The sequence below is a fragment of the uncultured Psychrobacillus sp. genome, assembly GCF_938022135.1.
Taxonomy (GTDB): Bacteria; Bacillota; Bacilli; order Bacillales_A; family Planococcaceae; genus Psychrobacillus.
In genome coordinates this window covers 1-15,245 of record NZ_CALIED010000074.1, presented here as the reverse complement: position 1 = coordinate 15,245, position 15,245 = coordinate 1, and the positions used below count along the sequence as shown (strand labels likewise).

Annotated in this window: 13 protein-coding genes and 1 pseudogene; 3 read left to right on the top strand and 11 right to left on the bottom strand. The window is 38.6% G+C overall.

Features of this window, described 5'->3' with window-relative positions; genetic code table 11:
• Nucleotides 1–91: 91 nt before the first annotated feature.
• From Q0371_RS14965 to hutU, 5 genes are all read right to left on the bottom strand, one after another.
• Nucleotides 92–928 carry a 3D domain-containing protein gene (locus Q0371_RS14965; RefSeq protein WP_298472381.1) on the bottom strand — a complete coding sequence of 279 codons (837 nt, stop codon included), beginning with the start codon at nucleotides 926–928 and terminating at the stop codon, nucleotides 92–94.
• A 707-nt stretch (nucleotides 929–1,635) separates the two neighbouring features.
• The gene (locus tag Q0371_RS14960; RefSeq protein ID WP_169360475.1) at nucleotides 1,636–1,956 is read right to left on the bottom strand and encodes a hypothetical protein; all 321 of its coding nucleotides are present in this window, start codon (nucleotides 1,954–1,956) and stop codon (nucleotides 1,636–1,638) included.
• 254 nt (nucleotides 1,957–2,210) lie between these two features.
• A complete protein-coding gene (locus Q0371_RS14955; protein ID WP_169360476.1) occupies nucleotides 2,211–3,200 on the bottom strand; it encodes an agmatinase family protein in 990 nt (329 codons plus the stop codon).
• Nucleotides 3,190–4,467: an imidazolonepropionase gene (gene hutI, locus Q0371_RS14950; RefSeq protein WP_298472378.1), complete on the bottom strand. Its 1,278-nt coding sequence runs from the start codon at nucleotides 4,465–4,467 to the stop codon at nucleotides 3,190–3,192. Before hutI ends, Q0371_RS14955 begins: the two co-directional genes overlap by 11 nt.
• 6 nt (nucleotides 4,468–4,473) lie before the next feature.
• Complete coding sequence (gene hutU / locus Q0371_RS14945) at nucleotides 4,474–6,144, bottom strand: urocanate hydratase (RefSeq protein WP_298472376.1); 1,671 nt, start codon at nucleotides 6,142–6,144, stop codon at nucleotides 4,474–4,476.
• Between the two features lie 272 nt (nucleotides 6,145–6,416).
• On the opposite strand from hutU, the gene Q0371_RS14940 reads away from it, so the two are divergent.
• From Q0371_RS14940 to Q0371_RS14930, 3 genes are all read left to right on the top strand, one after another.
• On the top strand, nucleotides 6,417–7,871 hold the full coding sequence (locus tag Q0371_RS14940) for a response regulator transcription factor (RefSeq protein WP_298472374.1): 1,455 nt from the start codon (nucleotides 6,417–6,419) through the stop codon (nucleotides 7,869–7,871).
• A gap of 100 nt (nucleotides 7,872–7,971) precedes the next feature.
• Nucleotides 7,972–8,298 carry a nucleoside triphosphate pyrophosphohydrolase gene (locus Q0371_RS14935; RefSeq protein ID WP_251556099.1) on the top strand — a complete coding sequence of 109 codons (327 nt, stop codon included), beginning with the start codon at nucleotides 7,972–7,974 and terminating at the stop codon, nucleotides 8,296–8,298.
• Nucleotides 8,291–10,693: a DEAD/DEAH box helicase family protein gene (locus Q0371_RS14930; protein ID WP_298472371.1), complete on the top strand. Its 2,403-nt coding sequence runs from the start codon at nucleotides 8,291–8,293 to the stop codon at nucleotides 10,691–10,693. The genes Q0371_RS14935 and Q0371_RS14930 overlap by 8 nt, the downstream gene beginning before the upstream one ends.
• A gap of 263 nt (nucleotides 10,694–10,956) precedes the next feature.
• Here Q0371_RS14930 and Q0371_RS14925 read toward each other — a convergent pair whose 3' ends face one another.
• From Q0371_RS14925 to Q0371_RS14900, 6 genes and pseudogenes are all read right to left on the bottom strand, one after another.
• A complete protein-coding gene (locus Q0371_RS14925) occupies nucleotides 10,957–11,172 on the bottom strand; it encodes a hypothetical protein (protein WP_298472369.1) in 216 nt (71 codons plus the stop codon).
• Nucleotides 11,165–11,662 carry a hypothetical protein gene (locus Q0371_RS14920; RefSeq protein ID WP_169360483.1) on the bottom strand — a complete coding sequence of 166 codons (498 nt, stop codon included), beginning with the start codon at nucleotides 11,660–11,662 and terminating at the stop codon, nucleotides 11,165–11,167. The genes Q0371_RS14925 and Q0371_RS14920 overlap by 8 nt, the downstream gene beginning before the upstream one ends.
• 36 nt (nucleotides 11,663–11,698) lie before the next feature.
• The gene (locus tag Q0371_RS14915; protein ID WP_298472367.1) at nucleotides 11,699–13,279 is read right to left on the bottom strand and encodes a T7SS effector LXG polymorphic toxin; all 1,581 of its coding nucleotides are present in this window, start codon (nucleotides 13,277–13,279) and stop codon (nucleotides 11,699–11,701) included.
• A 341-nt stretch (nucleotides 13,280–13,620) separates the two neighbouring features.
• Entirely contained in the window at nucleotides 13,621–13,998 is a 378-nt protein-coding gene (locus Q0371_RS14910) for a hypothetical protein (protein ID WP_298472365.1), read from the bottom strand.
• Between the two features lie 36 nt (nucleotides 13,999–14,034).
• Nucleotides 14,035–14,505 (bottom strand): hypothetical protein, encoded by a 471-nt coding sequence (locus Q0371_RS14905; protein WP_298472364.1) that lies wholly within the window; start codon nucleotides 14,503–14,505, stop codon nucleotides 14,035–14,037.
• 3 nt (nucleotides 14,506–14,508) lie between these two features.
• Nucleotides 14,509–15,245 (bottom strand): annotated as a pseudogene (locus Q0371_RS14900) (hypothetical protein); the annotation flags it as partial.

Here is a 15,245-nt window from a genome sequence, read left to right as displayed (position 1 = left end):
TCATTATCCTTTATTCTATTCATCTTCTCAAGTACTTTTTATATAGTATGTAACTATAAAAACCCATGTAAAATTACATGGGTTTTTTACGTTAGTTTAATATGATGAGTTTAACTTGTTTTCTACCCCACTGTATTGCATTATCATAGGATGGGATAAATACGTCAATTTTATTCCCTTTGATAGCCCCGCCAGTATCTCCAGCGATTGCCTCACCATAGCCCTCTACCCATACCCTTGTCCCCAGGGGTATAACACGAGGGTCAACGGCTATTACCTTTTCATTTGGATTGGCCCTTAGATCAATTCCATAGGCAGTCGTTCCTGAGCATCCTGTACAGTAGGCTGTGTATGCTGTGGCTTCCATCGTCATTTCAACAGAGCCTTCTGTTTTAGGTTCTGCTGTTACAACTGGCGCTGATGTAGCAACTTTTGTAGAAGCTGTATTCGGTGTTGAAGCTGCACTTGGAGCTACTGGTTCAATTGGTGGAGCAGTAACTCCCATTACTTGTCTTTTCGGTGTGTCCTCTAAGTCTCCTGTCCCCTGCTTTACAATGAGTTCGTCTCCCGGAAATATTAAATCTCCTGTTATATTATTCATATCCATAAGTTCATTGAGTGACAAATCATTTGCAAGGGCAATTCTATAGAGGTTGTCCCCCTCGGCAACCGTATAAGTTACTGGCTCTGAACGAAGCTTCATAAGCAATTTCATTGCATATAAATCATCAAAATGTATATTAAAGTCGTCCATATCGTTCTCTAAGTCAGTTTTTTTGTCTACTAGATTCCTGTGGTCTGAAGTGTCGGTAAGAAAAATCGATTCATCCTCTTGAGTTATAGGGGAGAATAGACTCTCTGCATGCGCTACTGTGTTTGTGGTCAACATCATTAGCACTACAAATAAAATAGTCCTAACCTTGAACATAAAGTTCCTCCTTTGTACCTCTTTTCGTAAACTCTTTAGAGTATTGCCCCAAAACTCCAAAAAACAAACCCTCTAAATAAAAAAATAGAAGTTTTCGTTCAAAACAACTAAAAAATTCAGAGAAAGGAAAGACTTTATATCATACTAGACTGAGAAATAATTCATCAAATGTCTATTAATTCCACAACATAAAAATACCAAAAGACTGGTAGTGTTAATTACAAATACCACCAGTTTTTTTTATTAAACCTATGTCTAGCATGGATTCTAAGTTAAGGTTGGATGTTTAGATGATCTTCGCTGTTTCGAGGGATATTGTCTTCTTTGATACCGGGATTGGTAGTCATTTTTATGGGCGTTGCAGCTCGGTTTATGGGACACTTCTTGCCTTCATATGGGCTCCTTACGCCTGTTTACGGGCGCTATTTGAATTTATGGGCGATTTTCTCCTTTTTATGGGCGCTACGACTTGCTTTATGGGACACTTTCTCCCTTCGTACGGGCTCCATGCGCCTATTTACGGGCGCTATTTGAATTTATGGGCGATTTTCTCCTTTTTATGGGCGCTATGACTGCTTTATGGGACACTTTCTCCCTTCGTATGGGCTCTGCGATGGCTCATATAGAATGATTTTTTCCTCGCTATGTATATCCAAACAAAAATCCAAAAAGAATAACGAAATCTCGTTTCTTTTTGGATTAGCTTATTATGTCCATTTTAAATTCTCCAATAGCTGATGAAAGCTTTCTAAAAAATTCTTCTTGCTCTCCTCGTTGTTTAAAGATTTAACGTCTACTCCGCTCATAAATTGTAAAATCTCCGGGTGATGATCCCAATCCTGTTCAAATTGACTCTTGAAATCTACATACCAATCATACTGATACATCCTTTTCATATGCCGGATGGCTCTTCGACTCTCTTCCGTGACTTCTTCCTTTGTCCTCTCTCCTAGAATAAAAATGGATTCTGTAAACCTTGAAATTTTATTTTTATATTGGGTAAACGCGGTGGATATCCTTTTAATCATACAATTCCTCCCTGTCCCATTTACTATTATTATACGCGAAATTATATAAAAAAGATTAATTTTTCAGATAATTATTCAAAGAAATCCATTTATTCATGACTGAATATATAACGAAGAAACACTTAGAGCTACCCCTATCTAAAAAGATGGCACGCTGCTGGGTCTCTTCAAAAAAACGTTTGACTAGAGGCAGCCAAACGCTTTCTTTAAAACAGTTCTCTATCCGACTGTGCTTCATCTAAGCCTTATAAGGCCTAATATCTCTTCACTCGATGCTGATAAAAAGATGCTAAAAATGTTAAAAAGGCATAGGTGGTTGTCTTTACAGTTGCCTCCACCGAATTATCCTTCGTTGGATCAATGCATACAAAGTCGATCGCTCCTATTCCATCGCATTTCCCGACCTCATACAAAATTTCGAATAGCTCATCAGATCTCATGCCACCTGGAGTAGAGGCTGGGACACCAGGAGCGTATGAAATATCCAGAACGTCCATATCAACCGTTACATAAATAAAGTCTACCTGCTCCATCAAAACGGATAGTATATCTTGTACCGTTTGCTCGATACCCTTCTGACGCAGTTCCTTTAAACGAATACGATGAACCTCATAATCGTTTGCTGCCTCGATTAGAGAAGGAGCGTTATAAAATCCATGCAATCCAATATTATAGACATGCTTTCCCTCAATCACTCGACCCTCTATTAATTGACGAATGGGGGTTCCGTTCGTCGGACCGTGATCATCTGTCGAACGTAAATCCAAATGAGTATCTAATTGTAAAATACCAATCTTTTTCTCTGGCATTACCTTCTTTAGTCCACGAATAGTTGCTGCCGTTACCGAATGGTCTCCACCGATGGTCACCTTCAGTGCATTTGGATAAGTCTCTGCGACACTCTCCATCGCATCCTCGATATGTTGGTGACAGCGTAAAATATCGGTAACATGCATTTTTACATTTCCGATATCTGCTACGGTTAACTCACGAATATCTATATCTTCATCAATATAGTAGGTTGAGAACTTTTCCCACGATTGGCGAAAGGCATTTGGAAACTCGGAGGCTCCTGAAACACTAATAGAGGATCTGGAAAGCGGTGCTCCTAGAAGCACTACATTCCAATCTTTTTTCTCACTTTGCCACTGAGGAACTATCCAATCCTTTACCTTCATATCCTGATGTACTGTCCTTTGCCAATCAAATGGCGAGTGCTCTATCGGAGCTTTATTATAGTCCATCGGTAATCACTCCGTTGTCCAAAACTACTTTTCCATTTTTGATAACAGTTTTTGTATGATTCATCCCGTAGAAGTATTGCAATTGCTGATAGTTTACTACATTTAGAATAAGTACGTCTGCCTTCTTACCCACCTCTAGAGAACCGATCTCATCTCCACGATTAATAGCATATGCAGCGTTAATAGTAGTTGCTGTGAGCACCTCTTCCATCGTCATACCCATGTTCATGCACGCTAAATTCATGATAAAAGGCATAGATATTGTTGGGGAAGAACCTGGATTAAAATCAGTGGATATAGCAACTGGTACCCCTTCATCTACCATTAGCCTTCCACGAGCAGAAGCTGCCTTTAGGAAAAATGCTGTCCCTGGCAATAAAACAGCAACAGTTCCAGCCTTCGCCATTGCTTGTATTCCTTTATCTGATGCTACCAATAAATGCTCGGCTGAAATAGCTCCAACCTCTGCTGCTAGCTCCGCCCCCTCATATGGTTCAATTTCATCGGCATGAATTTTAGGAATAAGCCCATGCTCCTTGCCTGCCAATAAAATCCTACGAGACTGCTCTGGAGTAAATACTCCCTTCTCACAGAAAACATCATTAAACTCTGCTAGACCAAGCTCAGCCACCTTTGGAATCATATCATTCACAAGCTGATCCACAAATGCATCAGGATTTGCTTTGTACTCGGCAGGTACCGCATGAGCTCCCATAAACGTTCGAACAACATCGACCGGATGATTTTCCTGAAGCTTCTTTGCAACCTGCAATTGTTTCTTCTCTGTCTCCCAGTCCAACCCGTAGCCACTTTTCGCTTCTACCGTCGTTACCCCATGGCGAAGAAAATCATTTAGATGGTTATATGTTTTCTCGTATAAGTGATCGAACGATGATTCTCTCGTTTTCTTCGTTGTCGCATGAATTCCACCCCCGGCATTCATGATTTCCATGTAAGTAGCACCGTTTAAACGCATTTGGAATTCATTTTCACGAGTTCCTCCGAAGACAAGATGAGTATGGGCGTCTACTAGACCCGGCATAACTATATGGCCTGATGCATCTATAATCTGTGCTCGTGCTATGAGGTCAGGATGCTGCTCCTGAAGCTCTTCCTTTGTACCGACAGCGACAATGCGATCATCTTCTATTAACATACTTCCATTTTCTATGATGCCAAGCTCGCTCATCTCTTTTCCTATGCGTGCTTTTTTACTAGCAGATGCTAGAGTAATTAATTGGTTGGCATTAGTGATTAGTAATGTCATGTATCCTCATCCTTTTATGTTTAGCATTGGTATATGAACATTCTTCTCCTGGGCAGTTTTAATGGCAATTTCGTACCCAGCATCCGCATGGCGAGCAACTCCTAGCCCAGGGTCCGATATGAGTACTCGGCTAATTTTTTCTGCTGCCATCTCCGTGCCGTCTGCCACAAGCACCTGACCAGCATGCTGGGAATATCCCATTCCTACTCCGCCCCCGTGATGTACACTCACCCAGCTTGCTCCACCAGCCACATTCACTAGTGCATTTAAAATCGGCCAATCTGAAACTGCATCAGAGCCGTCCTTCATTCCTTCTGTTTCTCGATTAGGGGATGCAACAGAGCCTGAGTCTAGATGGTCTCGCCCGAACACAATGGGAGCCTTGAGTTCTCCTGAAGCGACCATTTCGTTTACCTTTAAAGCAAAGCGATGGCGATCACCGTAGCCTAGCCAACAAATTCGAGCCGGGAGACCTTGCCACTTCACCATTTTCTGTGCCATATCAATCCAATTTACTAAAGCCTCGTCTTTTGCAAACATTTCCTTTGCCAGCGCATCCGTCTTTAAAATATCCTCTGGATCCCCGGACAATGCAGCCCAGCGGAACGGGCCTTTTCCTTCGCAGAACAATGGTCTAATGTACGCTGGAACAAAACCGGGGAAGTCGAAGGCATTCGCTACACCCATCTCCTGTGCATACTTCCGAATGTTGTTACCATAATCAAATACCTCTGATCCAACTTTTTGGAAATCGAGCATTGCTTGAACATGATCAGCCATAGCCTGTTTCGCCTTATGCTCATATGCCTTCGGATCTTCCTTGCGAAGCTTTAGTGCCTCCTCCAAAGACATATGATTTGGAATATATCCATTTAACGGATCATGTGCGCTAGTTTGATCTGTCACTAGATGTGGAACAATTCCACGCTCATATATTTCTCTATAAATATCCGCACAGTTTCCAACTAACCCAATGGATGCGGGCTCTTTCTTATCCTGTAACTCCTTCGCCATTTTCAGTGCCACATCTAAATCTTCTACTAAATAATCGCAATAGCCTTCTTTTATTTTTCTTTCAATGCGTTTCTTGTCTACCTCTACAACAAGAATGACTGCTCCTGCCATCTTCCCTGCAAGGGGCTGAGCACCACTCATGCCACCCATACCACCTGTTAAAATTAGTTTTCCGCGGAGGCCTGCACTACCAAACACTTTTTTACCTGCCTCCACAAAGCTCAAATAAGTTCCCTGTAAAATTCCTTGAGCACCAATATATATCCAGCTACCTGCAGTCATTTGGCCATACATCATCAAATCCTTATCCTCTAGCTCATAAAAATGCTCCCAGTTGGCCCAAGCTGGTACTAAGTTAGAATTCGCAATCAATACGCGTGGCGAGTGCTCATACGTACGAAACACCGCTACCGGCTTACCTGATTGAATGAGTAACGTTTCATCATTTTCTAGCTTTTTTAGTGACTCGATTATTTGCTCAAAGCTCGCCCAGTTTCGTGCTGCCTTTCCTATTCCCCCGTACACCACTAGCTCATCTGGATTTTCAGCCACCTCGGGGTCCAAATTATTCATGAGCATACGCATAGCAGCCTCTTGCGTCCATCCTTTACAGGAAAGCTGACTCCCTGTTGGTGCTTTAATATTTTGCATAACATGTTCCATCACACAACACTCCCTTTAATATGATAAAAATACGCTTAATGAAAGGGGTCTTTTAAACACATCCCTCTGTTTTACCAATTATAAAATTCTGAAAAAATAATATATATATAATCCAGGTTTAAAATAAAGGAATTTTATTAGATAAGGTGGAATTTTATAAAGATAAACAGGGAATAATTTATGATTTTATGAATCAATGAATAAAATGATAAGAAAATACCTCAATGTTAATTCAAAGTTAAATAAGTACAACTAGTAGGGGGTGTAACAGAGTGAAGCTCTTAATTATTGACAGGGATCAAACGGAAAGAAATGGTATCCAGTGGTTTATCAAGCGATATCAGTTGGATGTTATGACTGTTTTAGAGGCAGGAAATTTTAACGAGGCAGTGGAGCAAATCGAGGCCGAGAACCCAGAGGTTATTTTACTCGAAATGGAGTTGCTTGCTCAGAGTGATTCCAATCGATTAAGAAAAGCATTATCGCTAAATTCCCATCACATCATTGGGATCACTGCAGAGCCACTTTTTAAGCATGCTTTAGAAGCACTTTCCATGCGAGCGCTCACTCTCCTGGTTAAACCAATAGACTTAAGCTTGCTTAAACAATATTTAACTCATGCAGTTAGAAATGAATTAAGAGTGCAACAAGAGAGTCTACCTTTAATAGGAGAGCATTCGATTTATCCTTCCTTATTTTTAGATCAATATGAGATAGAGCAAGAGTTTACATTTTGTCTGATGTTGGAGGCTGAGATTTTGGAGCAGAATGAACCGCTTTTCCATTGGCTAGAATCCCTAAATCATTTGACTCTCTTTCCCCTTTCTAAGCGTATTGTGGCATTCTCAACAGAAGAAACACTCGAGGAGCTTCGTAAAAAAGCAAAGGCAATTATAAGGGAATGGTCTAACACACAGAATACCAACTTAAATATAGCTATCTATGATCTACCGAGAAAATCCGTAAAGGACATGTACCAAGCTATAAAAGAAACTCTAAAGCTACGTTTTCAGCATGGCTTTGGTCAGATTTTTCTTGTAAGCGAACTTCCTACCTTTCAAAGTTTGGACCCATTTTTAACAATGGAGCAGCAACGACTTTGGATGTCGAGCCTAGAGCAAAATGACATACAGACAATTAAGCATTTTTTATATAGCATCTCTACCATTAAAACGTATTATCATCCAGACACTATACGCATCCATTTGACTAGCATTCTAGCACAAATACGGAGATTCATGCTTAAATACCAAATGGAGAAACGAATAGATTTGGAACATCGCTACAACCAACTCTTTGAAATCATTCTAAATCATCCAGTCCTTTACACGATTATCCAGGAAATTGTCCTCCTCTGTCAGGACATAATGAATCAGGTAGAAAAACAAAAAGAAAAAGGCCAGTTCGACTATGTAAATGCCGCATTGGATTTCATTGACCACCATTATACAGACGATAAGCTTAGCCTTGACCAACTCGCTGAATTTTTAGGAATCAGTCCTAGTTATATAAGTATGCTTTTCTCGAAAACAAACGCTACTACCTTCAAGCAATACGTTACCAAGAAACGACTCACCCATGCCAGGCAGCTACTTCAGGAAACCAATCTCACTATCCACGAAATAGCAGCCAAAACTGGCTTTAATGACGCCAACTACTTTTCTAAGCTGTTTAAGGCAAATCATAATATTAGTCCGTCCTATTATAGACAGCAGGTAATTGGTTAAGGAGGTCTCAACTATATAATTCATTTGTAAAGACATAGACTAAAGGTTTAAGATAAATATCAACAGTAGCAAACTAAATCAATAGTAAGGAGGAACAATTATGCCAGTTTACAATAAGCTAGTACGTGATTTAATCCCCCAGGTAATCGAGAAATCTGGAAGTAAGTTTTCCACGCGCATTTTAGATAAATCCGAGCATTTAACCGAAGTGAAAAACAAATTATATGAAGAAGTGAAGGAATTTGAAGCAACGGATAACCGAAAAGATGCACTTGAAGAGCTAGCAGATATACTAGAATTAATCCATGCGGCTCTTCCCATTCATGAAGCTACCTATGAGGAGCTTGAGCAAATCCGTCTTGCCAAAAAAGAGAAGCGCGGAGGATTTAAAGAAGGAATCTATTTAATAGAGGTTGAGGATGAGTAGGCTAAGGCTGATCACATCTAATCTTATTGAGGACTTGAAGAGTCTTACTCTCGATGCGACTAGTATTTACTGGATTACTGCATTTGCTATGAAATCAGGCGTTAGGCATGTACTCCCTTCTTTAAAGGAGGCAGGTTTACGTGGAGCAGAGCTTAAGCTACTAGTTGGTGACTATTTATACATTACTCAGCCCGAAGCACTGAAGCTCTTACTAGAGGAACTTCATCATGCAGAGATTAGAATCTATAGAAGTAATGGAATTTCCTTTCATCCAAAGGCTTATATGTTTCGTTCCAATGAAGATAGTCACCTGATTGTTGGCTCCTCTAATTTATCCTCCTCTGCGTTACATAATGGGATAGAATGGAATCTTTACGCCCCTGCCGTAGTAAGTGGAACCGTTTTTGAGGAAGCAACAAATGAATTTATGAAGCTTTTTTATTCAGCCTCCACTATTCCCTTAAACACAGAAACTTTATCAGGCTACCAAGAGGTCTATAACAAAGTGAACAAGGATTTAGCGCTTAGTAATACCTGGTCAGCAAATGAGGAACAGGTGATCATGTTCGGCGCAGTTAATGGAGAGTCGATGGTTATTGATCCCAAAGAAGAATACAAGACTGGACCAAGTCAGCTTACTCCTCGCCCTGCTCAGGTATTGGCACTGCAAGCGCTAAAGAAAACGATAGAAGATGATTATGACAAGGCTCTTGTCGTTCTAGCTACTGGTTTAGGCAAGACCTATTTGGCTGCTTTTTTCGCAGAACAGTTTAAACGGGTACTTTTCATCGCACATCGAGAGGAAATATTATACCAAGCAAAAAACTCTTTTCTACATGTCCACCCTAACCAGTCAGCCGGCATGTACAACGCAGTTGAAAAGAATGTACATGCAGATTTTATTTTTGCTTCTATTCATACGCTTTCCCAGCAGTATCACCTCGATCAATTCAGCTCAAATGACTTTGATTTAATCGTTGTCGATGAATTTCATCATGCTGCTGCACCAAGCTATGAGCGGGTTATCGAATATTTTAATCCCAAATTTTTATTAGGTATCACAGCTACTCCAGACCGTTTAGATAATAAGGATGTCTACAGTATTTGTGATGGAAATGTAGCCATTCGCATTCCATTCATTGATGCGATAGAGCGGGACTGGTTAGCTCCCTTCCGATATTATGGGGTCTATGATGAAACGGACTATTCTCAAATTCGTTGGCTAGGAAATAGATACGATGAGGACGAATTAGCTCGCTTTCAATTACGTGAAGAAATGGCTAAGAAAATATTAGAGGCCTGGAAGCTCCGTAAACAAAGTAAAACGATTGGATTTTGTTCTTCTGTAAGACAAGCTAATTTCTTAAGCAATTATTTTTCTGGAGCAGGATATAATTCAGTTGCCTTAAGCGGTGCTACTCCTCGAGAGGAACGTATAAATGCGAGGAAAGAACTGGAGAATGGATTATTAGATATCATCTTTACCGTAGACTTATTTAATGAGGGAGTGGATATTCCCACAGTTGATACTCTTCTTTTTATCCGTCCCACTGAATCTGTTGCAGTATTCACGCAACAGATTGGTCGAGGCTTGCGTCTTGCTGACGGAAAAACGCATTGTGTCATTATTGATTTAATAGGAAATTATAGGAATGCAGACACGAAGCTGTCTATCTTTTCAGCAGAGCAAATGGATAAACCAAACCTGTATACAATACAAGCTGCTATACCTGAATATTGCTCTATCGAATTAGAAACGGAGATCATTGACCTTATTAAAGAAATGGAGAAAAAAGCTGCTAGCCACAAGCAACGAATGATTTATGAATACTTTCGCTTAAAAGAGGAACTAGGCACTCGTCCCTCATACTTAGACTACCATTTGAAATCCGGCATTATAACAACTAATGTAAAAAGTGAATTTGGCTCCTATGTAGGTCTGCTAAAGGATGCAGAGGAATTAACCGAGCAAGAACTAGAGGCATATGATCTTTACAAGGATTGGCTAGAAGAAGTAGAAAAGACTGCTATGACCAAGAGCTATAAGATGGTCCTCCTAAGCTATATGTTATCCCGTGGGGTAAATCACTGGTTTGAACCAGTCACTGCAGAGGCAGCTGCTCCCTACTTTATTGATTTTCTAACCACTAAGGAATATAGAAAAAAAATCGATTCCATTGTACCAGATCATAAAAAAGCGGCTTCCTTAATTGGACGCATGCCTATGACCAAATGGAGCAGTTCTTCGAAAGGGAAAATTCGATATGTAGATGGAGAATTTTCTCTAAACTTTGATGTGAGTAAACATGTGAATGAAATCATCTTTAATTGGACGAGGGAGATTTGTGAATATCGATTACATTGGTATTTCGAAAAGAAGGCAGAGAGAATTTGAGGAAGTCGCTGTCCAATTAATATTGCAAATAGAAAGGCATATATAGAAGAAAGAAACCTTGAAAAGCTTTGGCTGATCAAGGTTTTATTTTATAATCTTTAAACTTTATAATTCCTTATCTTTCTAAAATCCATGGAAGAAAAAGAGAAAAAAGCAGGTTGATTATGATGGTATTTGACCATAATCACCTGCTAGTTGTTTCTTTGTATGATCTTATTTAAACTACTTTTCCACTTGTCCCAATAAACTCTTATAGCATGCAATTATTTAAGCTCATTAATAATTCCATTTACCCCGTGTACAACCACACTACTAAGTACGTCAGTATAATTATTGTAGTCATCTGACTTCTCGATGATAGTATCAAAGACTTCTTTTAACTTGCCATCAATTATAAGTGTAAGCCCTTCTACTTGTTCCTCGCTTCCCTCTTTCCCAAACATTTCTTTCATTATAGTAAAGGTTTCTGTTTTATTCATCGTCATTCTCCTTTTGAAATAAATTTTCGCCAGTGATTATCCAATATTGATAGTCTACGGGAATGTTTTCCATGAATTGTTCATACTTCCCTAGCCAGCCATTCGGTACATATAATTCATAGGATGCAGGTTCTGGATAAAAAGAAGTAAGCTTCTTATCATCAAAATCGACGTATAAAGAAGGTATCATATCTGAAATATGACTATATTCTCTATGCACTAAACTTTTTCTTAACTCTTCATTACTTACTTCTAATTCTCTGATTTCATGTAGAAAATCTTCCACATTATCTTCATTTACTACTGCCATATCAAACCTGTCAGAAAAGTCATCAGGATTAGGAATTTCAAATCCTTTCTCCAGATAAGAAGATATTAATTTATTTAAATCTAGAAACCATATTTCCTTATCTGTAACAAACCATCTATATGATGTGTTGTATTTAACTAAAACTATTATGTTTTCAGCATATTTGGGTTTGTTAAACAATGTATCATCTCCCAGTTGTATTAAGTGTTTCGTATTTTATTTCTTTATCTTACCATATTCCTCAAGCCACTCAATCCATGGTGAGGGAAATTCAAATGATGTTCCCGGTGTACTAGGGTCAACCACTTTTGGTGCTGTCCCTCCCTGATTAAGTGGATTGTTTTTATATCTAAACTGTGGTATTGCGCTTTCTTGCACAAAATCGTCAAACCATCTTGGCACTTCAATCTCTACAATTTCAGCACCAGCGCCTCTTTTCTCCAAGAAATATTCGGCATGTTCCCTAGTCCCTGCGCTAACGTTTAAGTTTGCATCCTTGTTAGGAATGATCATTCTTCCATTATTGTCGACTTGAATCCTTACTTGGCTTGCATTTGGCATTTCTCCACCTTGAACCCTAAAGTATGATGTAGTGTCATCCATCCCCTGAGATCCCGGTTTAACATTTTCCGTAACTCGATTGACGTCTCGAGCATCTTCTATTGCTCGGCCTCCTTTTATTGCAAATCTAGCTCCAGTAGTGCCCCAACCCACGAATGGAATCATCGATCCAAAGGAAAGTCCTGCATTTAGCATATCTCCTCTAGCGGTATAGATTATCCCGTTTACACCATCCGCTACTTCTCCCACAACTGGTATCAGTCCTAATATATCTAATCCCAACTGAATACCATCGAGGACTTTATTTTCCTGCGGTTCATCGGCTTGATCGTTTTCTTTATATATTACTTCGGAGACAACTTCATAGCTAGATTTTCCACCATCCATTGTTTCTTTAATGATTAAACCATTTGCGTACGCATGGTACTTTATATTTTCTCCCACGTTTTCTTCAATTAGCGAGACTTTCATCCCTTCAAGGGTCTCAAAAGTATCCGAATTGATTGTTGTTCCAATTAACTCTTCATATTCTTCTACCCATAGATTGTTAGGGTCTAAGTATACTTTAGGAAAGAGTTCTGTTCTAATCCCACTACCGAAAGTTATGGCTTTCCATTGACTGGACTGGAAAGAAGTGACCTTTACCCCTGCACCAAACATTCCTTCCATAAGTACTATCCATAAGCCTAACTCTTGTAGATTCTGTTCAACGGTGCTTAATGATGTAGTTTGGGAAGTATCAAATTGATGTAGATCTGTAATTGTGTTGTCACGTTTCTGTTTAGAATTTCGAACTCCCTCTTGTACCTCACTATCATCTAGCGGTGGTAAAGCAACGATATCACTGATGGTCTCCATAATACTGTTTGCATCGTTGGTGAATCTTTCAGTTAAAGTACCAATCTGGGTAAGTCCCTGCTCCAATTCTCCTTCTAAAAACTGTTCAAGGATGTGACCAGCAGTATCCGGCTCTAACGATGTGAGTGCTGTCTCTATATGTTGGAGCTGCTGCTTGAATCTTTCTGTGAACAAAAGGAAGAAATGAAGGAATGGGAGATGAACTTCCGAGTAGAAATTTCGAATTGCACTGCCTCCAGCCCCCTTCAATACTTCCTCCATTGCAACAAGTCCCTTAATAGAATCATTAATATTACTTACTTCCGTTTCTAGACGTTCCAGCATAGCCATATTGCGTTGTAAACCATCTTGAAGTAGGTTGACATCTAACATTTTCATAAGCGTGCCCTCATAGAATTAGGGCTTAAATATCTCCAATTTGCTTTATTATATAACACTTCCTTACATATTATAGACATAATCTCTCCTCCTATAGCAATCTATTATTATCTATAATATTCCATTTTTTATATTGAAAGGTAAAGTGTGGACTCACCTATAACTCTAAAATGATTCGAAAGAAATATTAATATTCAGATTATTAGTTATTTGGAATTAGAATAACAGGGTTATCATTATTCTAAATTAAGTGTTACTGTACTTCAGTCCACATACGTTAAAAAACCTTGAAAGGCATATAAGCTTTCAAGGTTACGAGAATTCTCTCTACTGAACTTGATCTATTTTGTTATGTCATATTCTAAATTTTCCTCATCCCATATGAGATTGTGATCATCAACATGGACGTTCCATTCCGCACCTGCTATAACATTACGAATGTCTGCAAGTAACGAAGCCCAATGATCCACCCCATCAAACATCGCATATTCACTATTATTCGGTAGTTCCGTTGATCCCTCAAAAATCACGTCATAAGCAGTCGGATTTTTTGAATCATAGATAGTAAAACTTGTCCAATTATGACCTTCTCCAGTCTTTAAGTATTCATCTATTTCCTCATCAACAGAATACTTCTCCAATAATTGATTAATCGCTTCTTGTTCAGTATGGGTTAGTTTTTGTTTACGTTTCGCTGTGTAATAAATGGAAACACTCATCCTGAAACCCCTTTCTACTCAAAAATTTAGCACTAGTTATTCGGAAGAATAAACTTCAATTAATTCACGTTTAAAATCCTCGTACATTTCAAATGCAATCATCATAATTTCTTTTAATTCTTCATAGCTATGAAAGAATATTGTAGGAATTGATTCTGTATCATCAGATAATAATCTTGCAAATATATCCCATGGGTCTCCGGCCTTTATAACTCCCTTATGTCTTACAGACCAAATTAATTCAACTACCCCATATTTTAAAGATATATTGAATCTAAAAGTATATATATCCTTATTTTTTACTTCTCCGACAATAAAAAAATTTTCTTTTTTCATATAACGTGTTTGATAACCAAGTGATTCAAAGATATCTATTACTCTTTCATTTTCATAGTTACTTAGTTTATTTTCTTTATTTGAAAACTTTTCTGCCAAATTTTTATATCTTTTGACAAAATCAATTTTCTTCAGTACATCTCTTATTTCCGGTTCTAGATCGTATGTCATTAATTATTCCCTCCTGAATCTAATTTCAACATCATATTTGTCTTTGGCTAGCTTAATATATTCTTCTATTTGAGTGAAATTTTTATTTGTTGCTGGAATCTCTAATATTTGTTTTCCTTGTAATATAGTACCGTCTATTCTTTCATATTTATTTGAGCGAATTTTAGTTCCGGCAGGATACTTATTATTTAGTTCTTTTAAATACTTCTCAAATGTTTTGATATCAATTTCAATTAAATCGGTCGCTTTCCTAGAGACTATTTCCCCTTTAATTGGGTCATAAGAGTCTAATCTTTTTCCGTTACTTAAATGTACCTCATCATAAGGATACCATCTGTCTTCCCTTGCAGTTTTATTAAAGTTATTCCCCCTTGCCATGGGAGAATCGTTTAACCAATAATCTCTTGTTTTTTTCCATTCTAATCTTTCTCGGGGAGTTTTATCAATCTTTCCTTTACGTGCAAGATACTTTTCATAATCAGACTCCAATTTAGAATCTTTAAATTTCCCGTCATTTGATAGTAAGTTCTTACCCGTACCCTTAGTCTCAACATCCACATTCTTTACATCTGTATTCACATAACTATCAATACTTTTATTTGTTGGTGTAGTATCCACCTTTGCAGATGGTGCATTAATTGTCTTCGCATTTTTAGGAGGAGCTGTATAATCTGCATTCCCTCCAACAACTTTTGGCTTAGCCTGTATATTCGAATTTGGTGTCTCTGATTTCACATTTG